Annotated in this window: 15 protein-coding genes; 14 read left to right on the top strand and 1 reads right to left on the bottom strand. The window is 54.9% G+C overall.

All coding sequences use genetic code 11. From position 1 onward, the window contains the following. Nucleotides 1-82 precede the first annotated feature (82 nt). Nucleotides 83-11,089 carry an Ig-like domain repeat protein gene (locus tag IPG22_22640; protein ID MBK6591068.1) on the bottom strand — a complete coding sequence of 3,669 codons (11,007 nt, stop codon included), beginning with the start codon at nucleotides 11,087-11,089 and terminating at the stop codon, nucleotides 83-85. A gap of 1,156 nt (nucleotides 11,090-12,245) precedes the next feature. On the opposite strand from IPG22_22640, the gene IPG22_22645 reads away from it, so the two are divergent. From IPG22_22645 to IPG22_22710, 14 genes are all read left to right on the top strand, one after another. After that, nucleotides 12,246-12,791: a hypothetical protein gene (locus IPG22_22645; protein MBK6591069.1), complete on the top strand. Its 546-nt coding sequence runs from the start codon at nucleotides 12,246-12,248 to the stop codon at nucleotides 12,789-12,791. Between the two features lie 612 nt (nucleotides 12,792-13,403). Further along, nucleotides 13,404-14,396 carry a GTP 3',8-cyclase MoaA gene (gene moaA / locus IPG22_22650; GenBank protein MBK6591070.1) on the top strand — a complete coding sequence of 331 codons (993 nt, stop codon included), beginning with the start codon at nucleotides 13,404-13,406 and terminating at the stop codon, nucleotides 14,394-14,396. 94 nt (nucleotides 14,397-14,490) lie between these two features. Then, the gene (locus tag IPG22_22655) at nucleotides 14,491-15,855 is read left to right on the top strand and encodes an FAD-dependent oxidoreductase (protein MBK6591071.1); all 1,365 of its coding nucleotides are present in this window, start codon (nucleotides 14,491-14,493) and stop codon (nucleotides 15,853-15,855) included. Nucleotides 15,856-15,930: 75 nt separating this feature from the next. Further along, the gene (locus IPG22_22660) at nucleotides 15,931-16,104 is read left to right on the top strand and encodes a hypothetical protein (protein MBK6591072.1); all 174 of its coding nucleotides are present in this window, start codon (nucleotides 15,931-15,933) and stop codon (nucleotides 16,102-16,104) included. Then, complete coding sequence (locus IPG22_22665) at nucleotides 16,080-16,295, top strand: 4Fe-4S binding protein (protein ID MBK6591073.1); 216 nt, start codon at nucleotides 16,080-16,082, stop codon at nucleotides 16,293-16,295. The genes IPG22_22660 and IPG22_22665 overlap by 25 nt, the downstream gene beginning before the upstream one ends. A gap of 99 nt (nucleotides 16,296-16,394) precedes the next feature. Next, nucleotides 16,395-16,856, top strand: coding sequence for a ubiquinol-cytochrome c reductase iron-sulfur subunit (locus IPG22_22670; protein MBK6591074.1), 462 nt, complete (start codon nucleotides 16,395-16,397; stop codon nucleotides 16,854-16,856). A 22-nt stretch (nucleotides 16,857-16,878) separates the two neighbouring features. Beyond that, nucleotides 16,879-18,426 (top strand): cytochrome b N-terminal domain-containing protein, encoded by a 1,548-nt coding sequence (locus tag IPG22_22675; GenBank protein ID MBK6591075.1) that lies wholly within the window; start codon nucleotides 16,879-16,881, stop codon nucleotides 18,424-18,426. Between the two features lie 4 nt (nucleotides 18,427-18,430). After that, nucleotides 18,431-18,595: a hypothetical protein gene (locus tag IPG22_22680; protein ID MBK6591076.1), complete on the top strand. Its 165-nt coding sequence runs from the start codon at nucleotides 18,431-18,433 to the stop codon at nucleotides 18,593-18,595. A 139-nt stretch (nucleotides 18,596-18,734) separates the two neighbouring features. Continuing rightward, nucleotides 18,735-18,977 (top strand): hypothetical protein, encoded by a 243-nt coding sequence (locus IPG22_22685; GenBank protein ID MBK6591077.1) that lies wholly within the window; start codon nucleotides 18,735-18,737, stop codon nucleotides 18,975-18,977. Nucleotides 18,978-19,032: 55 nt separating this feature from the next. Then, a complete protein-coding gene (locus IPG22_22690) occupies nucleotides 19,033-19,617 on the top strand; it encodes a hypothetical protein (GenBank protein MBK6591078.1) in 585 nt (194 codons plus the stop codon). A gap of 76 nt (nucleotides 19,618-19,693) precedes the next feature. Next, on the top strand, nucleotides 19,694-20,089 hold the full coding sequence (locus IPG22_22695; protein ID MBK6591079.1) for a hypothetical protein: 396 nt from the start codon (nucleotides 19,694-19,696) through the stop codon (nucleotides 20,087-20,089). Nucleotides 20,090-20,112: 23 nt separating this feature from the next. Then, on the top strand, nucleotides 20,113-20,316 hold the full coding sequence (locus IPG22_22700; GenBank protein ID MBK6591080.1) for a hypothetical protein: 204 nt from the start codon (nucleotides 20,113-20,115) through the stop codon (nucleotides 20,314-20,316). Between the two features lie 413 nt (nucleotides 20,317-20,729). Next, nucleotides 20,730-21,026, top strand: a complete 297-nt coding sequence (locus tag IPG22_22705) for a hypothetical protein (protein ID MBK6591081.1) — start codon at nucleotides 20,730-20,732, stop codon at nucleotides 21,024-21,026. A gap of 222 nt (nucleotides 21,027-21,248) precedes the next feature. Then, nucleotides 21,249-21,405, top strand: a 157-nt coding sequence (locus IPG22_22710; GenBank protein MBK6591082.1) for a hypothetical protein, incomplete at its 3' end; no start/stop codon positions are given.

The following is a 21,405-nucleotide window of genomic DNA, read 5'->3' on the forward strand; positions in this document are numbered from 1 at the left end:
CAAAGAGCTCTAAACGTCTAGGGAGTTTATAAAAAAAGGCGGGCCGTAGGGCCCGCCTTTTTAGTTGTGATCGGTTGATCGCCTATTCCAGGCCGACCAGGTTCACGTCGCTGAGGTTTTCCGTGAGGTTGACCGTTCGCGTTGCGAATCTGTATCGTTTGCTGGTGACTGTCAGCAGGTAGTCGCGGCCTGTTTCGAGGCCTTCGAACTGGTAGGCTCCGAATGAGCTGGTTACCGTTGTTCGCCGGGTGCCTGCCGTGTCGATGATCGTGACCGTCGCGTTTCTCAGGCCCTGGCCTGCGGCGGTTGTTACTCTTCCCGAGATGGTCGCTCCGTCGAGCAGTGTTCCGCCCGTGAACGAGACCAGCCCGTCCGTCCAGTACAGCATCGGCAGCGGGTTGTTCTCAGAGTTTCTCACGTCCCTTTGAGTTGGGAAGTCGCCGAATCTGATCTGGGCACTCGTCGCCGGGCTTTGGAACGTCGGGAAGGTGATCTTCACGAGTTCTCTTGTTCCGGCCGGTAGTGCCGCCGTCGGAGTGATCGTGATGCCGACCTTGCCTTGCAGCGAGTTGTTGACGGCCAGTGTGCAGTTCACTGCTCCCGTGCCGCATGTCACCGTCGGGATGCCCAGTGCCGTTACCGGATATTCCACCGTAAAGGCGACCCTGGTCTCAACACCCGTCGTCGTCATCAGCACCGGAACAGTTACAGGCTGTCCCTGCGTTGCTATCTGGCTCACCACCCTCGCCGTTCTCGGTATCGCGTTCGGGCCCGGTACATCGTAGGCGATGAAGTCCCCGCCCGTGATATTGCCGGCCACGTTGGTGTACGTTCTGCTTGTCGCCTCAAACGCCTTGCCGAGGCCGCTTGGGGTGATGGTATAGCTGCCGCCGGTCTGCGTTACTCCGAATGAGTAGTTGCCGTTTGCGTCAGTTGTTGTCGTTGTGGCCTGCTGCGTTGCGGTGTTCAGCAGGGTCATTGTTACGCCCGCGAGGTTCGTGTTCGTGCCGAAGGCGATGAACTGCTTGACGTTGCCCGTCAGGCCGATCACCACATTGTGCTGGACTGCCTGTGACGTGCTCGCTCCAAAGTTCGCATCGCCGGCGTAGGTCGCCGTGATGGTCTTCGGACCGAGTGTCGAGGCCAGGCTGCATGTGCCGGCCGCGACCGCTGCCGTACAGGTGTTGCCCGTACCGTCGCTCACTGTCACATTACCCGTCGGTGTTCCCGCTCCCGGGGCGACCGGACTCGTTGTCCAGTTGACCGGGTAGTTCTGTCCGACCACCGTCGAGTTTCCGAGGGCCGAGGCGTTCGTGATCGTTGTCGTCGTTGCCGCCTGCGTCACCGTCAGGGTTCCGTTGACTGTCGCGAACGTGTAGTTCGGGGCCGTTAAGGTTCCCTGTGCCGCTGTGATCGGGTACGCTCCCGGACCCGATGTGCTGGTTGCCGAGGTCGAGATGTTCGGTGTTCCCGTCACTCCGCTTGTACCAAGCGTCTCTCCATTCTGGAAGCCCGTGATCTGGAATGTCAGGGCCGGGTTAGCGGCTCCAAACACTCTCGTCTGGTCATTCGCCGTCACCGTCAGTTGGGATTGGGTGATCGTCAGTGTGCCGTTCGTGAATGTTGTGAAGGCGTAGTTCCCTGATTGAAGCGTGCCCAGGGCTGCCGTGATGGCATACGGGCTGCCCGCGACCGGGCTCGATGGCGTCGCCGTCGTTGACAGCAGCGGGCTTCCGGTCACATCGCTTGTTCCAAGGTTCTGACCGAGGACAAAGCCCGTGAAGGTTGCCGTCAGCGTGGGGTTCGCGGCTCCGTAGGCACGGCTCTTATTATCCGCCGTTACCGTCAGGCCTTTCTTGTTGACTGTCACGTTGCCGCCGATGTAGTTGAAGCTGTAGTTGTTCGAAACAGCTCCCGTACACGTTGCCGGATACTGCGAGCCTGAGACCGGCGAGCCCTGGACATACGTCGTCGAGCACGTCGGCTGGGTCGTCAGGTTGGCCGTCGTTTCACCAAGCACGAAGCCCGTGATCGCTGCCGTGATCGCCGGTGCCGCATCGCCGTATGTGACCGCCGCCGATGAGGCCGCGACATTGAGCGGTGCCTTGCCGATCGTCTGGGTCGTCGAGCCGTTCGAACCGTTGAAGTTCGCGTTGCCCGAGTACACTGCCTGGATGACCTTGCCCACTCCCGCCGGCAGCTGGTTCGTCGTACAGACCGCCGAGCCCAGTGCCGTCACCGCTACATTCTGACAGCCCGCAATAGGATTGCCTCCGTCATTGAAGTTAACCGTCCCCTGCGGCGTTCCCGCTCCCGGGGCCACCGCCGTTATCGTCGCCGTCGCCGTCAATGTCGAACCATAATTCGGTGCATTGATCAAAGTCTGCACCGTCGTTGCCGTCTGCGCCGGGTCCACCTGATGAGGTGCCGTCGCTGCGGTGCTTCCGTTAAAGTTAGTATCGCCCGAATAGGTCGCCGTCAGAGTCTTCGGCCCGGCCGATGTGCTCGCGAGCTGGCAGCTTGTCGCCGGCAGGATCGCAACGCAGATGCTTGAGCCGTCACCTACTGTGACGTTACCGGTCGGCGTTCCGGCTCCAGGTGCCACCGGTGCGACCGCGATCGTCACTGTGTAGTTCTGGCCCACAACACTTGGATCCGGCGTGTCGGAGATGATCGTGGTGGTTGTGCCCGCTTTGTTGACTACAAGAGTGAATGACGAATCCGTCACCGCTCCGCAGTTGTCGGTCGAGCGGACCGTGATGATGTGATTTCCTACCGGCTGGGCGTTCGTGATCGAAACGACACCAGAACCATTGACCGTCGGAGCCGTACTCAGCGGCGGCATGACGCTCTGGATCGCAAACCCGGTGATCGATCCATTATCCGCCGCCGTTGCCGGGCTGACCGTTGTGGATTGGCCGAAGACGACCGCTGGCGGCAGGTTGTATGTAACTGCAGGCGGCGTGTTCGATATGATCCCGACGGTAAACGGCGTACTCGTGGTCAGTCCGCCGCCATCCGTAACTTCCAGTGTGAAGGTCGCGGGTGTTGCGGTACAGTCGGCAACGATATTCGCCGTTATTGTGCCGTTCGTATTGACGATATTCGAGACCGTCACTCCATTCGACATCGCACTTGCAGCCATATTGATCGTCACCGACAGACTGCCCGGTAGCGTCTCAACATCTCCAACTGTAGCTATCGTCGAATTCGACACCGCCGTTCCGCGCTGTCGCAAGAGCCCCACCACCGGCGTGATCGTCGGCGGCGTATTGTTGAGTTCGAACGCACCGATATCACTGCCGTCGCCGCCCGCCGCATTTGCGATCGGCCCAATGTCGAACGGCCGCACAAAGTTCGGCCCGCTGCCACGCTGGTCAAAGCCAGTAAGTGCAAAGTCCTTGCCCTTATCGATCGCCGGACTGATCGCTCCGCACGAAGCATCCGGAACTCCCGCGGAAGTACACAAAGCATGCGTCTGCGTCGGCCCGCCGTTGTTTGCAAGCGGTGCGAGTTGCGGATTGAGCGGCGATGCGATGGAGCCGACCTGGTCATTGTTGACGCCGTTGGTAAAGCCCGTCGCCGTTCCCACATTTCCGATCAGGTTGTAGCCCTGTGATGTAAACGCTCCGCCGACATCGGGGATCGTAGAGTTATTTCTATTGGCGGCAATGATGGAACCGCGGACCGTAACCGTGCCGGTCGCCCGATAAATGCCTCCGCCGCTCGCTGCACCGGCTGCATCATTGTCCGTGATGGTCGAACCGGTTATAGTCACCACGCTGTTATTATCCGATCTTATTCCGCCACCGTTGTTGTTGCCGTTTGGTACCTGGTTGCCGGAGATCGTCGAATTAATAACAGTTAATGCGGGGCCAAAATTACCGATACCGCCTCCGCCTCCGGAGGCATAGGTGCCCGTATTATTTGAGATCAGGCTCTCGATAACAGTTAGGTCGCCATTGTTTCGAATACCCCCGCCTCTTACGGCTGTGTTTCCAACTACACGACTCTGAGCCAGGGTAAGGCTGCCAAGATTGTAAACGCCGCCGCCGAGATCCGTTGGATTTCCGCCGGTTATTGTCAAGCCGCTAATAGTCGCCGTAACGCCGCTGTTTACCTGGAACACACGGCTGTCCGCATTCGGTGCCGCCGTGTTTTGAACGGTCAGCAAATTCGCTCCCGGCCCCTGAATTATCAAGTTCTTGTCGATCACGATCTGTCCAGAAGTGAGCGAGATAGCCGTCACTGCCGGTGCAAACGTGACCGTACTGCCCGGACATGCGTTGAGGACTGAATCACGCAGGCTGCCCGCTCCGCTGTCGGCATTCGTAGTGACCACGGTCGGGTTCGTACATAGCGTCGTGAAAGTGAGCGCGAAGTTCGGCCCGGCGGTACCGTTGCCATCGCCGTCAAGCTGGTTTCCGGCAAGGTCGGTAACGTTGGCAGAAACACCTGTGACCGTACAAACCAATCCGGCTGGCAACACGTTGGTCGGATCAACGACGATCGACGTGACTCCGTTCTGCGGCAGCGTCGGTGCAAATGTTTGAACACCGCCGCATGTGAGCGTAATGCCGCCCGCTCCAATATTTACCTTTTCATTGAAATTGATGGTTATGTTCGAGTTGGTCGGAACGCCGGTTGCCGCCGCGGTCGGTACCGTGCTGGTCACTTTTGGTGCCGCAGTGTCAACACCGATGATGACGTCATTGCTGCCGGTACCGCCGACATACGTGATAAATGAGCTTACGCCGCCAAGCGTCAAACTGGAACCTTCGGGTTTACCTGCAAATGTTCCCGTCGTTCCAGTACCGGTCGTGTTCTCGATCATGGTAAACGAATTGCCGTTGACCGGAACAAAACCGCCGATAGCCGTTGCCGTGAGCGTTGCTGCCGCATCGATCGTAACCGCTCCCGCAGCCTGCATTTTCTCAAAGACAGCCAGCGATGTAACCTCGGAATCGAACCCGCCGGTCGATGTGAACGCAACGCCTTTTTGAGCGCTGAGCGTCTTATAGTTCAAGGGGCTGATGATGCCGGTTACGGCAATCGCGCCGCTGTTAGCGTCGCCGATCGTAACAGTACCGGCCGTTATGCGGTCGAGTTCCGCGTCTGAAAGCTGAAGGGTAGTTGGAACGGTATCGTTCGCTCCGAGATCGATAGGCGTATTGTTCGTTCGCTGCCGCAAGTTAACCGAATTGGCTCCGGCGCTCATCGTTACACCCGGAACGACGGTGTCGATCTCGATCGTATTGGAAGTCACCGTGATCGAACCGTTGCCAGTAGTTTCGACTTTCGCACCGATACCGCCCACTGTCGATAGGCTAAAGGCTCGGTGCGGCGACGTGACCGGATTCTTAGCATTGATCCCGATGTTGCCGTTGACCGATGTGATCGAAGCCCCCTGTTGAATTCTAAGTCCCCAGTCAGAAATCGGATCGGTGCCCGAATCGCCGGTGACCGTAACGCTTGCGGCACCGACGCCAGCGATAGATCCTGAGGTCGACATCAGGACGCCGATACCGGCTTCACCAAACCCGGTGCCATTTGCCGTGATATTACCACCTCCTGAGGTGATCGAACCGCCTCCCACGAATAACCCGATCGAGAATGCCGGACCGGCGTTTCCTGTTACAGATACGGTGCCGTTTCCGCCGGCCGTTATCTGGGTGCCGGTGGCCAGCACCACTCCATCATTATTGGACACTGTGCTCGTTCCGCCTGTTCCTGTAACCGCGACATTTCCACCGCTCGACGTTATGGTGCTGTTCGCCGCATTAAGGCGAACACCGTAGTTGAACCCGCCCGTATCACTGTTACCGCCAGTACCCGTAACAGTGACGGTGCCGCTGCTTCCCGCACTTATCGTTCCGCCGTTGTTTACGTAAACGCCCCGATTAGAGCTGCTTGCACCGCTTCCTCCACCGCCCGTTCCTGTTACCGTGACATTGCTTCCCGCGGATGTGATGATCGTTCCCGCACCGATAACTTGTAGTCCGTGGTTAACGTTACCCGTCGCTGTGCCGCCGGTACCGGTCACCGTGGTTGTTCCAGTGGTTCCGCCGCTGATGACACTTCCCTGCTCCATTGTTATGCCGACCTCATCGGCGGAAGCATTACCGCCGCGTCCGGCGACCGTCACAATGCCGGTTCCGGTCGCCTGAATACGGCCGTTGATCATGTAGACGCCATAAAAATGGCCAGACGACGGCGAAGTTTGCTGATTAGCCATCACGCTCAGATTTCCGTGTTGCGTAACGACACTCGAGCCGTTCTGGAAAACAATATCGCGGCTGGCTGCAAGCGACGCCGTGCCCGAGCCGGTAAGAATTAGATTTGCTCCTGCGCCGAAGACTATTCTGTCGGAACCCGGCGATGTGAGCGCTGGCAGGAGATCGTTCTGAAGATCTACATCCAAGCTATTGCCCGACGCAAAATTAATGTCGGCGTTGAGGTTGACCGTATCGTTTCCAGTACCGCCGTTGATGGCCAGCCCGGCGGTAAATCCGCCGCCGCTCGTGCCGAAACCATTTACATTGATAGTATCGTCACCCGTATCACCGCCGTTGATCTGGAGCGAACTGGTCGGGTTAACGAACGAGACCGATTCGCCGCCGACGTTGGAATCGACCAGTGTCTGCGCGGGCGTTCCCGCGTCCTGCGAAACCGTGATCGTTTCCGTTGTCGTACTGTAATTCAAAATGACATTCGCCGCCGTGATGGTCGAACTCACCGGCTCAAGGCCCGTATAGTTGATCGTTCCAGAGCGCTCACCGGCGAGGACGACGTTGCCGTCGTGTTCGTTGGTGAAGTTAAACGTCTGCGTTGTCGTCGAACCGCCAATAATATTCAGTTTGTCGCCCGGTGAACCGGATTGCCCGCCACCGTTGAAGAACACGCCTCCGAGGGGAATAAAGCTACAGCCCGTAAGATCGAGCGTCAACGTATCGTTCCCGCCATTCGTATTGATGGTGATGCTGCCGGTGATCGCACTCAAAAGTATACTCTGACTTAGGCCGTTGGCCGGGTCGCTGAAAACCACCGTATCGGGCGCCGTCGTACATGAGATCACGATGTTGTCGGTCGAAGTGCCGCCGAGGGTGTCGGTTATGGTAACGTTTCCACCCGAGATCACAACTTCCGTCTGAGGTATCACGATGGTCGGGTCGGAGGCGGAGTCATCCGAGATGTCCATCTCGCCGCCGCCTGAAACGGTTGCGGTGTTCGTTAATGATAGGGGCGAATTCAATCCGACCGAGACCGTCAAGGTGATCGGTGGGAATGTTCCTCCCGCAGGGATCGCATCCGTGCTGGTACATGTAACCGTCGGAGCCGCTACGTTGCAGTTCCAGCCTGTACCTGTCGCCCCTGTCGGGGTCAGTCCAGCGGGAAGCGTGTCGGTCATCGTCGTCGTACCACTCGTCGTAGCCGGGCCATCATTAATTGCGGTCACCGTGTAGGTGTGCGTTGCGCCCTGTCCAAAGTCACCCGTATGTGTCTTACTGACACGAAGATCAGACGGTTTGCACTTGCCCCCAGCATCCGCGTTGAAGATCGACTGGATCTCAGGCTGGGTCAATGCACGGTCAAATATTTCAACCTCATCGATCTGGCCCGTAAAGAAACGCGTCTGTCCGGACTGTTCGCGTCCGATCGCTATCGGCGAATCCTTGCCGATGATGCCCTGTGGAGCATTGGTCGTGGTTCCAACCGAAACACCGTTCACGTAGATCGTAAAGACACCCGTTGTATGGCTATAGGTCATCGCAACGTGTGACCAGGTATTTAGCGGGACGGTTCCGCCAGTCAGGATCGGCTCGGCACCGCTGGCAAGGTGAACGCCACTGAAGACTTGTAACGTTCCGCCATTATTCTGGAGCCACAATGCGAACGAATCGGTATTATTTCCTACCCCGAAATTCTGTACCCATTTGGTCGCAACGCCCATCAACTGTCCAGCCCCAGGCAATGCTGTCGGCCTAACCCAGGCGTCCACTGTCACGCTGTTTGTGAGTTTGAGCGGCGTCGGGCTTCCGACTGTCACCGAGTTCGTGCCGTTGAAGTTGAAGGACTGGCCGACCTTGCCCGCCGCATACGTAACGCCACCCGTCAGAGTGCCGTCATTGCCACCCGCGATATCGCGAGGTGTGTTGTCACCCGAATACCACGCCAACATATTCGCCGGTGGAGCGACGCAGGTCGACAGAGTGGCCGTTGCTGTATTGCCGGTGCCGCCGTTCGTCGAACTGACCTGTACCGAATTGAGGCCGCCCGTCGCGGCGGTAACATCAACTGAGATCGTACATGGCGTACCGACCGCGACCGTGGCGCTTGCTAGCGATACAGTATTCGAACCGTTGGTCGCACCTGTTACACTGCCGCCGCCGCAATTGTTAACGCTAAGCGCCGGAGTCGCCGCAACGAGCATGCCGGCCGGGAAATTATCCGTGAATGAAACCCCCGTCAGCGGAACCGTGTTAGCCGCCGGATTAGTGATAGTAAATGTAAGCGTCGAATTCCCGCCCGGCGATATGAACGTCGGCGTGAAAGCTTTCGCGATGACCGGCGGTGCAACCACGGTTAGCGTCGCTGTATTGCTGACGTTTCCAGCAACGGGCGTTTCAGCGGTTGCAACGCCCGATGTAGTATTTGTCCGATTTCCACCTGTCGAACTTGTAATATCGAAGATAACGGTGCAGCCCGCCGGCGGTATCGTAATTCCGCCAAAACTTAGCGATGTTGCCCCGGCCAAAATACTCGATGGCGTCGTACCCACACAAGTGCCCGTAACCGGACCGCCTGCAGCGCTCATGCCGACCAAATTGTCACTAAATGATGCTCCTGTCAGGTTTGTAGCATTTGGATTGGATAGCGTTAGGGTAACTGTCGTATTTCCACCCGCAGGAATTGAGGAAGTACCAAAAGCTTTCGCGATCGTCGGAGGCCCAAGGATCGTCCACACTGCGTTTACGGGTGAACCGGTGTTTCCTGCAATATCGACCGACCTGACCTTAAAGTCATGATTTCCGACACTCAAATTTATATAGTCTGCTGGGCTCGAGCACGGTGCAAAGGACGCATTATCCAAACTGCACTCAAGACCAGACACGCCGCTGAGGGTATCGGAACCGCTAAATGTAAACGAAGCACTACGATTAGCTGTGAAAGCCGGTGGAGCCGATATTATGGAGGCTGTAGGAAGCGTCTTGTCGAGTTTTACCGTGGCGCTTGCCTGAATAGCGCTATTCGCCGCCGCGTCAGTACATGTTCCGCCGTTTGACACCGAAGTGCCTGCGAAAGGCGTGTTCGCTGTCACCGAAGCGTTAGTCAAGGTGTTGGTCAACACTCCTGATTGGACGGCACCGACATCTGCACATGAAAAATCGACCGTAACGTCAGAATTGTTCCAACCTGCGGCATTTGGCAGAGGCGAGATCGCAGGCGTGATGACCGGAGCTGTTTTGTCGATCTTCACGAGGACAGAGCCTTGCGCGGCCGAATTACCGGCATTATCAACGCATGATCCGCTACTTAACACATTGGAACCCGCCGTTTCGGCCGTGCTTGATACGGGAGTCACTATCGAGTTCGTTGCCAAGCCAGAGGACGGAGCAGCATCGGAACAAGAAAACCCAACGGTCACGTCAGTGGAATTCCAACCTTGCGCGGTTGGGGGTGGACTTACACTCCCCGCTATCGCAGGGGCAACACTATCGACCTTGACCGTCAAACTGGTGGGGCCGCCCACATTGTTGGCGAGGTCTGTTGCCGTACAGCTAAGAGTATTCGTGCCCTCAACATTGATATTGGCAGTGGTCGCCCCGGCGGATACATTAAGCAGCGGACTTCCGTTCAAAGTACACGTGATGTTCTTGACCAATCCTCCAGCCGGTAGATCGGTAGTGTTAACTCCTATGGGCGCTGGTTTTGTTTTGAACCATCCATTCGTACCGTCCGGCGTAGCGTTAAAGTAAATCGTGGGTGGCGTAGAGTCAACTATACATCTCACCGGCCAGCTCATGTTCGGCTGAGTAGGACTGTTCGTAGTCACGGTTAGAGCTGCCGTGTAGACTCCTTCCGTAGCCGGCCCAGTGCATGCAACATAAAGGAAAGTAGTTGCTCCAAATCCAATTATCTTTGGAAAGCTGTAGGGCTGTACCAATTGCGGCGGTGAAGTAGGGGTCTGAAGAAGCCTGAACGGAGCGGTATCTACACCCGTGAAGTTCGCCCCAGTAATGATTAGCGAAGCAGTTCCGACGCTCTGGATAGTGATCGTATCGGCGTTCGATTGGCCGGGAGCTACAATGATATCGCCAACTGGATTGGGCGGGACCGGATTCGCTTGAGCCAGGGCTGAACACGTAGGATCATCTTCGATTCTTAGCGAGAGATTAGCGACAGTATCGTTTGTCCATGGGCCACCATCTTTGCTGAATTTGTTCGTATCGACCGGAGATCCCGGCTGTTTCAGCCATACGGCCCACTGATTCGAACTCATGACTGCCCAATACTTCGTACCTGCCGTCAGGACGGGATTACCTTGTACGGCGGAACACCCAGGGCTCGCTCCGGTTGAGACTGGAGACGAGAAACTCGTCGATCCGAGCGTGATGCCGTTTGGCTGGCCATTGTTGTCGCCTTGAAACTGAATAGTTGCATCGCCAGCACCAAGACATGCGTTTCCGTTACTGACGCACTGAGTCCAAACACTGACGATCCTCGCTGTTCCGCTCGCGGTGGGTACAAAAGGCATCGCCGCACGAAACATGCCATTGAACGCGGGATTGACACCCCCAGTGACCGGACCAACGTTTGGAACGAAAGAGTTGCTCGGTATATCGCCTGGAAGAATATTATTAAATAGCGTTGTCGCAACAAACGGTTGGGTAGGAGCGAAGTCGCTGTATGGCCCGCCAAGCGATGCTTCATTAAGAACAGTAGGATTTTTCTCAGCCGAGTCCGAACCTGCTTTGGTCAAAGGATCAGTCTGGGCAGATCGAAAGATCGTGTCCTTTAAGCTAGCTAAAACTGCATTGCCCTTCCACGCGAGAGAACCAACGGCTAGAAAGAGAAGGGCAATAGGCACAAATAACCTTACTCGAACTGACTTTGAAGAGAACATAATAAAAGGACGCTCCTACCAGAACTTCAATCTAAAACCAAGATAAAATGGTGAATTGCCAAAACAGAAGGAATCTATACAGAAAAGCAAAAGACCATACGTCTCATGAAACTAACCAACCGAAAATTTTCGACAAAAATATCTGCCAAGTTTAGCCTGCTTTTCGCATTTCCGTCAATAGAAAATGACTATTTTGTAGCCAACACATCAGATGTTCGGTTGTGTCAGTAGATGAACCTTCCGCTTTAGCGGTGACGGGTAGAAACTCATAGCTGGAGTTTACTCCGGAGCCTCATTAGATTGAGCAATCACATAAAATGAGATCCTTGGGAGGGGCAGCCCGAAGATCATTGGGTGATGTTTTGCAGCTAAAGCCGACGCCTCAACCAACCGATCTCAGAAAAAGCAAAAGGCATCCCGAGCGGATGCCTTAAAAATCAATAGCTTTTCGTAATAATTGGTGATCCGAGCAGGACTCGAACCTGCGACCCAGTGGTTAAAAGCCGGTTCTGACGGAACTTCTGCTCGGACTTAAAGGTTGATTAGCCCGTAGTTTGCTTGTCTTTTCGCTAGTATTCGGACTAAACTATTTATCGATTCCGAACTCAAATAGATAAATAAATAGATAAATGGCCGCGACGTCCGAAAATCCCAAAAAGAAGAAACGCAAACGATACGGCTCATACGCATGGAAATCTCCTTCTGGCTATCTCTATGCCAGGGTGTTTGTAAAAAAGAGGACGGTTCAGTTAAGCCCATTTACCGCCGAGCCGATAACATAACACATGCTGAGCAACTTGGCGAGGAACTCAAACGTGAGTTTGAGAATAGAGGACAGGCCTTTATAGATGGCCGAAAAATGGCTTTGGTGAGCTTGCCGAATGGTACAAGAAAGAGTTCGTGATTTCGCCCGTCTATGTTAACGGTATAAAGATCGAAGGAATGAGGACTTGGGAGCATGAGCAAAACAAGATTGATCGAATTGTTACTGGAATCGGGAAGAAGGTTCTCATTTCGGAAATCGATGAATCGACATTTCGAACCTTTCGCAAGAAGCGGATAAAAGACGGGGGTTAGCATTACTACAATAAACCGGGACTTTGAATCAATTCGCGCCATGATGCGGAAAGCTTGGAAGAAGAAATGGTTAAAGGAGCTTCCGGATTTTGAGGACTTTATCCAAAAGGGGCTGGAAAATCGAAGAACCGTCACCGTAACCTCAGGTCAGGAAAAGGTAATCCTCGAGGAAGCGAGGAAGGTGCGAATTGGCGAGGTGAGGTATGCCGTAGTCACGGAGAGAATGAAAAGGGCCTTCGAGGAACTTTGGAACGACCTAAGCAGACGGAAATTAATATCACAGAATGCGGCCGAACTCGATAATCTAATTTTTCCCCACAGCACTTTTAAAAAGTCGTGGAACATAGTACGTGAAGCCGCAGGTTTACCCGGTCTTAGGCTCCGTGATTTGCGTCGGGACTGGGTGACTAGATTGGGGCGTCTCGGCTACTCCGATAAACTCGCTCAGCGGGGTGCCGGGCATAAGAAGATGCAAACGAGCTTCGAATATACCGAATTTGACGAAACTGCCGCTTTGCAGGCAAAAGCACTACTTGATGGCGATAACCAATCATTTGATCAAATGAGCCTTTCAGAGCCCACTAAATAAGCTCGCAGGAACGGATTGCCCTCTCGCACCCCAACCAACCTGAGGGTTAATCATAGGTTCTCAAAATCGCCCAAAACGCGTTAGAAACGGGGTTTTGCATGCATTCAACAACCTATGAAGGAGTATGCCGAGGCAAAACTGCAACCATCTTGCGACCAACTGGTCGAGATTATTCCCTTCTAGAAGGTTGATAAATGTGTCGTGAGAAAAGATTAAAATAACACATTCTGATCGAAAATAGACATCAATTTTACTATTTAGTGGTTTGTGACATTTGTTGACAACAACTGTCACAAACCACCAACAACCTTAGTTGTTCTGGCTCATAAATAGACCACCGTGGCGGACAATATTTCCAGTGTATTAGAACGGCACCTCATCCACGATTTCGCAGCACTGCTTTTCAGTAAGGGTCCCGGCGTCAGAAACAGGAAGTATATCGTTCACCCGATTGCGTCAGTATGACGCAGATCATGTTTTCTCGCCGTGCGGGGTGAGACCTTTAATGTTGTCGGGCAAGAACCGGAATAGAACTTCGGCCAAGGAGATCGGCAAACGGCCAAAAAAGTAGAGTCAAGACTATGACGAAGAACAGCGGCGGAAGAACGAGAAATGTTGTTTGATTCCTTCAATCGAAGAATCAAAGACCTGCGCGTATCAGTGACGGATCGCTGTAATTTTCGATGTTTCTATTGCGATCCTGATCCGGCCCCTTGCACCTCAAGTGATCCGAATCTTTTGACCTTCGACGAGATACACTTTCTCTGTGATGTGTTCGTCTCTCTCGGGATTGAAAAGATACGGCTAACCGGCGGCGAACCGATGGTCAGGAAGGGCCTTGGGGTGCTCATCGCTCAACTTGCATGTCTTAAACCCCTTGGCCTTCAAGAACTCGCGATGATCACTAACGGCAGCAACTTCGCAAATAAAGCTGCCTTGTTCCGATTGAGTGGTCTGAACAGGGTGACATTCTCACTGGACAGTTTAAGGCCGGGCACATTTCGTTCGATTACGGGCTCCGATAAACTCTCCGACGTGCTCGACTCGATAGAGGCCGCACGATCTGGCGGATATCCTAATATAAAGGTCAACGCCGTGATTGTCCGAGGCAGAAATGACGATGAGATCGTCGACCTTGCTCGATTTGCAAGAAGAAACAGTTTAACCGTCAGATTCATCGAATTCATGCCCCTCGATAGCGGGCATATGTGGGATCGAAAACATCTCGTCTCGGCTGCCGAGATCCGGGAAAAAATAAATTCGGCCTTTCCAATAGTCCTTATAAACCAGTCTCGCAGAGGTGAGACAGCGTGGAGGTATCGCTTTGCTGACGGCACAAGCGGGGAGATCGGCCTGATCGCTCCGGTGACGAATGCCTTCTGCGGCGACTGTTCGCGAATTCGCCTGACGGCCGATGGGCACATCAGAACGTGTCTTTTCTCTACTGAAGAATATGATGTACGACGTTTGCTAAGAAGCGGCGGATCGCGAACCGAAGTCGCCGACCTTATTCATTTTGCTGTCGCAAGAAAAACATCCGGCCATACCATTGGTTCCCCTACATTCGAGTATGCCTCGCGGTCGATGAGTTCGATCGGCGGCTAAAAATATTGCTCAGAATATGACTTAAGTCATATTTTGGCAACCGCAACCCGCATAGCATTCCAGCAGTTTCAAACATTATGTGACAAGGAAAACTATGATGCGGCTAAATGTTCACGTCCCGGACGCGAACTACCATCAAAACCTGATCTCGTGCCAAGTGGCGTGTCCGGTACATACGGACGCACGCGGGTATGTTCGGGCGATCGCGGATGGACGGTTTGAAGAAGCATATCTAATAGCACGTGGTCCCAATCCCTTTGCCTCGATCTGCGGGCGCATCTGCGGAGCCCCTTGCGAGATCGCCTGTCGCCGCGGAAAAATCCCCAAAGTAAATGACGACGGCATGTTCGTCGGACAGGACCGGCCGATCGCAATTCGTGCGCTCAAGCGATTTGCATGTGACCACTTCGGGCCGGAGGCGAGGCCGACGAGTGAAGTGTTGGACTCGATCAGGAATTTTATCCCGCCCGTCGCCGCAGATGCTGAGGAGATGGCGGCTCTCTTAAGATCCGCGACCAACAGTTCGATCGAAAAAGGTGATAGCCAAAAGATCGCGATCATCGGAGCTGGCCCGGCGGGACTCTCCGCCGCTCATGACCTGGCTCTACTGGGATTTAAGCCGGTCGTCTTTGAGATCGAGCCTGTTGCAGCCGGAATGCTCGCGGTCGGGGTTCCGGCGTATCGCTTGCCTCGTGAACTGATCGAAAAAGAAATTGCCGTTATCGAGGCACTCGGCGTCGAGATCAGGTGCGGAGTAAAAGTTGGTGAAGACATTGCTTTTGCCGAGCTACGCGAGGATTTTGCGGCGGTGATCATCGCGGTCGGTGCCAAATCATCCCGCGGCCTTGGCTTGACTGGTGAGGATGGCCCGGGCGTTATCGGAGGCGTCGATCTGCTTCGGGCGGTCTCGCTCGGCGAAGATCTCAGTATGGGCAGTGAGATCGTTGTAATCGGCGGCGGAAATGTTGCTTATGACGTCGCAAGGTCGGTCGTCCGCCAGATCGCTTTTGATACTGCACGCACGGCTGCGAGGCTTTCCGAGACTGCGAACGTTCACCTGATCTCGCTTGAGGGTGCAGAAGAAATGCCCGCAGACACGATCGAGATCGTTGAGGGCGATGAAGAAGGGATTAAGCGAAGCAACGGTTGGGGACCGACGGAGGTAGTTCGCGACGAAAAAGGCAGAGTCACCGGCGTCGCGTTTCGCAGATGCTTGCGGGTCTACGACGAAGATCGAAAATTCTCACCGCTCTACGATGATGATGAAAAGAAATTAATTCCCTGCGACACCGTCCTTCTCGCTGTTGGCCAAGCACCAGCCCTTTCATTTTTGGAGGACGGCGGACAGGACGTTGAGCGAATGCGAGGCGACTGGCTCAAGGTTGACCCCATCACGCTGCAGACCCCTGCAAAGGCGTCTTTGTCGCCGGTGATCTCGCCCACGGAACGCGTTTGCTGATCGACGCCGTCGCGTCCGGCAAGGCAGCAGCGTTCCGTTTATCAATACCTGACCGGTAATACGCTCGAACATGAATTGGTCAAAACACATGTCGTTCTTGACCGATACCGTCGTGAACGCGGCTTCGAATCGATCCGCCGCGTTGAAGTGCCAATGATCGAGCCGTCCGAGCGGCTCAAGCATCCCGGAAACGTCGTTGAGATCGGCTACAGCCAGAAGAGGCCATGCGCGAGGCGTCACGCTGCCTAGATTGCGGAGTTACGCCGGTGTTTGACGGTAGCCGGTGCGTACTGTGCGGCGGCTGCGCGGACGTCTGCCCAACCGAATGTCTGAAGCTGATCTCGCTCGATAGGCTTGAGTTCGATACCGATGTGGACTCAATGATAGATTCCTCACTTGGAGAGGACGCAGATCTGACTGGAGAAACTCGGCGATCCTAAAAGACGAGGACCGCTGCATTCGCTGTGCTCTGCAATCCGCTGCCCGGTCGATGCGATCTCAATGGAAAGAGTCACATTTTCAACAAATTGGAGTTCTTTATGACGACACATCCAAGTGAAAAGAAATCACGTTTTGATCCGGAACCGATGCCGCGGAGGGATTTTCTGGGGCTCGCCGCCCTGGGCTCGATGGCGGCGGCCTTTGCTCTCTCGATCTTCGGAATGCTGAAGCTGCCAAAGGCAGCCGTGTCGGCTTCGCCTGCCAAGAAATTTAATGTGGCGCTGCCTGACACCCTCCCGGAGGGCGAAGCGTTCGTTCCGCCGGGGCGAAACGTCGCGGTCTTTCGCGATGCCGAGGGCGTATTTGCGATCTCGACCGTTTGCACCCATCTGGGGTGCATCGTTAAGACGAGCTCCGCGGGATTTGACTGCCCCTGCCACGGCTCGGGGTTTCAGAAAGACGGAACGGTCAGAAAAGGGCCGGCTCCGAAAGCCGCTACCTTGGCTGAAAGTCTCAAAAAACGGGGAGTTGCTCACGATCGACGAGGAAGCGAACGTTAAGACCGGAACAAAGGTGTAGGTTATGGCAGCAGACGGCTATTCAGCATTACACGAATTTTGGCTCAACCTGCGGGCCATCCCGAATCACGTCTATCGGGCAATGTTTCGCGGCGGCCCGCCAAAGACGGATCGCACGCGTTCGTCGTTTATCTTTGGCAATGTCTTTTTGCATCTTCATTCAGTCCGCACCCATCTCTGGAGCCTGCGTTGGAGCACGACGATGGGACTTGGCATTATGACGACCGCGGCATTTCTTATCACTCTGGTCACCGGCATTCTGCTGATGTTCTATTACAAACCGTATCCGGACGTAGCCTATCAATCGATCAAGGATATTCATTTTATCGTACCTACCGGCCGCTTTATGCGGAACATCCATCGCTGGGCCGCGAATGTGATGGTGGTCGCCGTGATACTGCACATGGCAAGGGCGTTCTACACCGCATCGTACCGGAAACCCGAGGAATTCAACTGGTTCATCGGCTGGGGGTTGCTAGTCACAACATTGGGTCTGTCATTTACAGGTTATCTGCTTCCCTGGGACCAACTCGCCTACTGGGCAATTACGATCGGAGCCAATATTGCCCAGAGTCCTCGCGAGATCACGGATGCACTTGGGATCACTGCTTGGGCCGACATCGGCGGCTTTCAGCGTGAAATATTATTGGGTTCGGACAAGGTTGGCGAAGAGGCGTTGATCAGATTCTATCTGCTTCACGTCATGATCTTGCCCCTAGCTCTTGTCATGTTGATGGCGGTGCATTTCTGGCGTATACGCAAGGACGGCGGGCTCGCAAAACCGGCGAATGCCGATGAACTGGTGGCCGAGGAAGCCAAAGAATTTTATCCGGTCTTTACGGACGTACCGACGAAAACATACCATCTCGCGGCCATTGTCAAAGGCAAAACGGCGGCAGTCGGCAGCGGCCCGGAACACACGGTGCCGTCAATGCCCCACCTTTTCTACGCCGAACTTGGCGTTTTGATGCTGACAACACTTATCTGCGTCGGGTTGGCTTTCGTTTCTGATGCGCCGTTAAAAGAACTTGCAAATCCGCTCGTTCCTGAGAATCCGGCAAAAGCACCATGGTATTTTCTCGGGCTGCAGGAGATCGTATCGTTCTCGGCATTTATGGGCGGCATCGGCATTCCGATGCTGTGCGTGATCGGCTTGGGGCTGATCCCGTTCCTCGACCGCGAAAAAGAAGGAACGGGCTCTTGGTTTGGCGGCCCGGGCGGCTGGAAGCTGGTGAAATGGTCGATCGTTGTCGGATTCGCGGCCTCTATCGGTGTCGAGGCTTTTGCGATCCATTTCGGTTGGCTCCGTGAGTGGTTCCCTGAAATTCCGCAGCTTTTCATTACATTTATCAATCCCGGGACAGTTCTCACGGCGATCTACGCGGCTTATTCGATATGGGCGGTCCGCAGATATAACTCGACGCGGGCCGGAGCACTCGCTCTTTTCACTTGTTTCCTGTGCGGCTTTATTGTGCTGACGGTTATCGGCACATATTTCCGCGGCCCGAACTGGGACTTTTTCTGGTCACCATCAGATTGGGGAGGCCATTGACGCTATGAACAAGAATAAATATTTGTTGATGGTTTCAAGTATCGGGGTGTTTGTTCTCCTCGCCGCCGCCGCCGTGTCCGAAAACTTCATGAAAGACTGGCACGGCATTCAGGGGGTAGTGCCAAGACTACCGAAGGCCCGATCGATTTGCGGTTTCGGCAGATCGTAAATCCGCAGCTCAAAGTTACCGACCGCTGCGTTACGTGTCATGTCGGTATGGCTTCGGGAGAGCAGATCACAACCGATCAGAAGGTTGGTGCTGCTCACAAACCGGTCGTCCATTCACCGACCGAGATCGGCTGTACCGCTTGTCACGGCGGGCAGGGCAGGCTACCGAGAAAGACGACGCTCACGGCAATGTGCATTTTTGGACTGAGCCGATGCTGCCGGCAAAATACGCCTACGCGAGCTGCGGCACCTGTCACACGCCGTTGAATGTACCAAATCTACCGACACTGGAAAATGCCCGCAAAACATTCGAAAGGCTTGACTGCTATGCCTGTCACCGGCTCGACGGCCGCGGCGGCACGTTGCGTCCGGCGGAAATGTGACGGGAATGGAAGGCCCCAGACCTTTCGCACGTCGGACTGAAGGGTACAACGCCGAATGGTATGTCGCACACCTGCGAAAGTCTCAGCAAGGACGGACGAAGCATGGAAAACGTCATTCCGTAAGATAAATGAAAGCGACCGAGCGGAGTTGAAGATCTTTCTCGACACACAAATGGGTGCCCCAAAACTGATCGAGGCCAAGGCCCAGTTCAATTCGGTCGGCTGCGCCGGCTGTCACACCGTCGGCAGTTTTGGCGGCGATGCGGGCGTGAATCTATCGCTATCGGGTTATAAGGATCCAAATCAGTTAAATTTTACAAAAGTTCAGGGCGATCACACCCTTTCAAATTGGATCGTCCAGCATTTTCGTTCACCGGCATCGACGGTTGCAGGATCGCAGATGCCCGTTCTTGGGTTGTCTGAAAATCAAATAGACCTGCTGACGCTCTACACTTTCGCTTCGACGCAGCACGCTTGCCGGACATTTTCTACCGAAAGACCGCGTCAAGCGATGCGTTTTGGCGAACGCGAGTTTGCGAAGGACGGGGAAACCATTTACACCGCGGTTTGTTCAAGCTGTCACGGGGCGGACGGACCGTGGAACCCGTTTCCCGGGCCTCGTTACCAAACCCGTCTATAAGGAGTCCGGAGTTCCTACAGATCGCGTCTGATGATTTCCTCTTCCAAACAATACGAAATGGGGCCCGGGGAGGCCGATGCTTCCGTGGGGCGATCTGGTGAATGGTTTCAACGATGATGGCTGCGGTCTGTCATCGCCTACATTCGTCGGCTCGGAGGAAACGTTCAGGCACGGCCGGATGCCAGACCGCAGATATGGGCAATGGGCGACGCGAATCTCGGAGCGACACTTTTTGCCTCAAATTGCTCAGGTTGTCACCCGGAAAGAACGCCGTCGGTGGCGACGGCCCGGCACTGGCCAGCAAGCCTTTCTTTCTAGTGTTTCCAGACACCTTTCTGGTCGAAATGATAAAACGCGGACGAAGCGGAACGGTGATGCGAGGTTTGCAAACCCATCGCCGATCAGACGCGTGCTGACGCAGGCTGAGATCGAATCGATCGTGACCTATATACGTTCGTTAAGTGTTAACTAGTTTGAGCAATAACGAGGAATGATATGAAAAAAGAAATTTCTAGACGCGAATTTATGGCAAGGATCACTGCTGCCGGCTTTGGCGCTCTCGTCGCATCGACGACGAACGCCTGGGGACTTGAAGCCATAACAAATCCTCTAGCCGCCTATCCGAACCGTGATTGGGAAAAGGTCTATCGCGACCTCTGGGCTTATGATTCGCGTTATACGCTTCACCTGTGCTCCTAACGATACGCACAACTGCCTACTCAGCACATGTACGCCAGGGCATCGCCATTACCCGGATCGGCCCGACAATGAAATACGGCTGGGGGGAGGGCCGTCGATCTTACTCGGCAACGGTACTTCGCATCGAGGTGGGACCCGCGTGTCTGCCAAAAGGGCCTTGCTCTCCGCAACTTTTACGGAACCAGAGTAAACGGAACTGGTCCGAACTGGCTATAAGAAATAATTTGAGGCCTGGCTTCCCTCGCGGTGCCGACGGGCGTCCCGCCTGAGGAATATATTCCAACGCGCCCGGGACAGGCTGGGTTCGGATGTCGCACGACGAGGCCCGCGTGATCGTCACGCGGCTGCCCTTAAGAACATAAGCCAGGAACATACTGGCGAAGAAGGTAAACGAAGACTTAAGGAGCAGCATTATGACGAGGCGACGATCAGGCCACCCACAGGTTGGCACACAAGTTATGAAATTCGCGGCGGAATGCCGCTGCTGGAGTATGACCGCATTTCCGGAATGTACCGAATGCGCCAAATTCTATCGCTGCTCGACTCGCATCCGCGGCGTTGGTCCCGATCAGGCGCTCGGAGGAAAGGCTGACCTTCCTCCTGACGCACACCGATCTTCACCGGGACACCCGATGGTCGCTGGTCAGCAGAGTATGGAATTCGACCTCAACTCGGTCGAGCAGGCGAAGACCGTTGTAGCTGGGGTATGAACTGGATCGCAGCAAAGATGCCCGACGCTCACTGGCTTACCGAAGCCCCGCATGAAAGGCACGAAGATCGTCGGTTATCGCTGCGAATGTTCAGCCACGGCAACCAAGGCTGACGACGTAATCGTTGTTCGGCCGGGCACTACGCCGAAAAGCGTTGGCGTTGCGGGTTTCGCAAACGTAATAATGCGGGAAAACCTGTTACGATAACGAATTTGTTCGTCAATGGACCGACATGCCGATCCTCGTCAGGATGGACAGTCAAATATCTCAAGGCCGCCGACGTTTTCGGCGGCGGACCCTGAAACTGAAGCAAACGCAGATCTTAAAGGAAACGAAGAAGCGGCTCCGGCTGGCGAACAATCGGACAAGAATATCATTC

It is taken from the genome of Acidobacteriota bacterium, assembly GCA_016703965.1.
Taxonomy (GTDB): Bacteria; Acidobacteriota; Blastocatellia; order Pyrinomonadales; family Pyrinomonadaceae; genus OLB17.

Bases quoted from the DNA above. Each gene is read 5' to 3' on its own strand.
- IPG22_22680 (MBK6591076.1), top strand. From the start codon at position 18,431: ATGAACAAGAATAAATATTTGTTGATGGTTTCAAGTATCGGGGTGTTT.
- IPG22_22705 (MBK6591081.1), top strand. From the start codon at position 20,730: ATGACGAGGCGACGATCAGGCCACCCACAGGTTGGCACACAAGTTATG.
- IPG22_22670 (MBK6591074.1), top strand. From the start codon at position 16,395: ATGACGACACATCCAAGTGAAAAGAAATCACGTTTTGATCCGGAACCG.
- moaA (MBK6591070.1), top strand. From the start codon at position 13,404: ATGTTGTTTGATTCCTTCAATCGAAGAATCAAAGACCTGCGCGTATCA.
- IPG22_22675 (MBK6591075.1), top strand. From the start codon at position 16,879: ATGGCAGCAGACGGCTATTCAGCATTACACGAATTTTGGCTCAACCTG.
- IPG22_22690 (MBK6591078.1), top strand. From the start codon at position 19,033: ATGGTATGTCGCACACCTGCGAAAGTCTCAGCAAGGACGGACGAAGCA.
- IPG22_22655 (MBK6591071.1), top strand. From the start codon at position 14,491: ATGATGCGGCTAAATGTTCACGTCCCGGACGCGAACTACCATCAAAAC.
- IPG22_22700 (MBK6591080.1), top strand. From the start codon at position 20,113: ATGAAAAAAGAAATTTCTAGACGCGAATTTATGGCAAGGATCACTGCT.
- IPG22_22695 (MBK6591079.1), top strand. From the start codon at position 19,694: ATGCTTCCGTGGGGCGATCTGGTGAATGGTTTCAACGATGATGGCTGC.
- IPG22_22665 (MBK6591073.1), top strand. From the start codon at position 16,080: ATGCGCGAGGCGTCACGCTGCCTAGATTGCGGAGTTACGCCGGTGTTT.
- IPG22_22645 (MBK6591069.1), top strand. From the start codon at position 12,246: ATGCGGAAAGCTTGGAAGAAGAAATGGTTAAAGGAGCTTCCGGATTTT.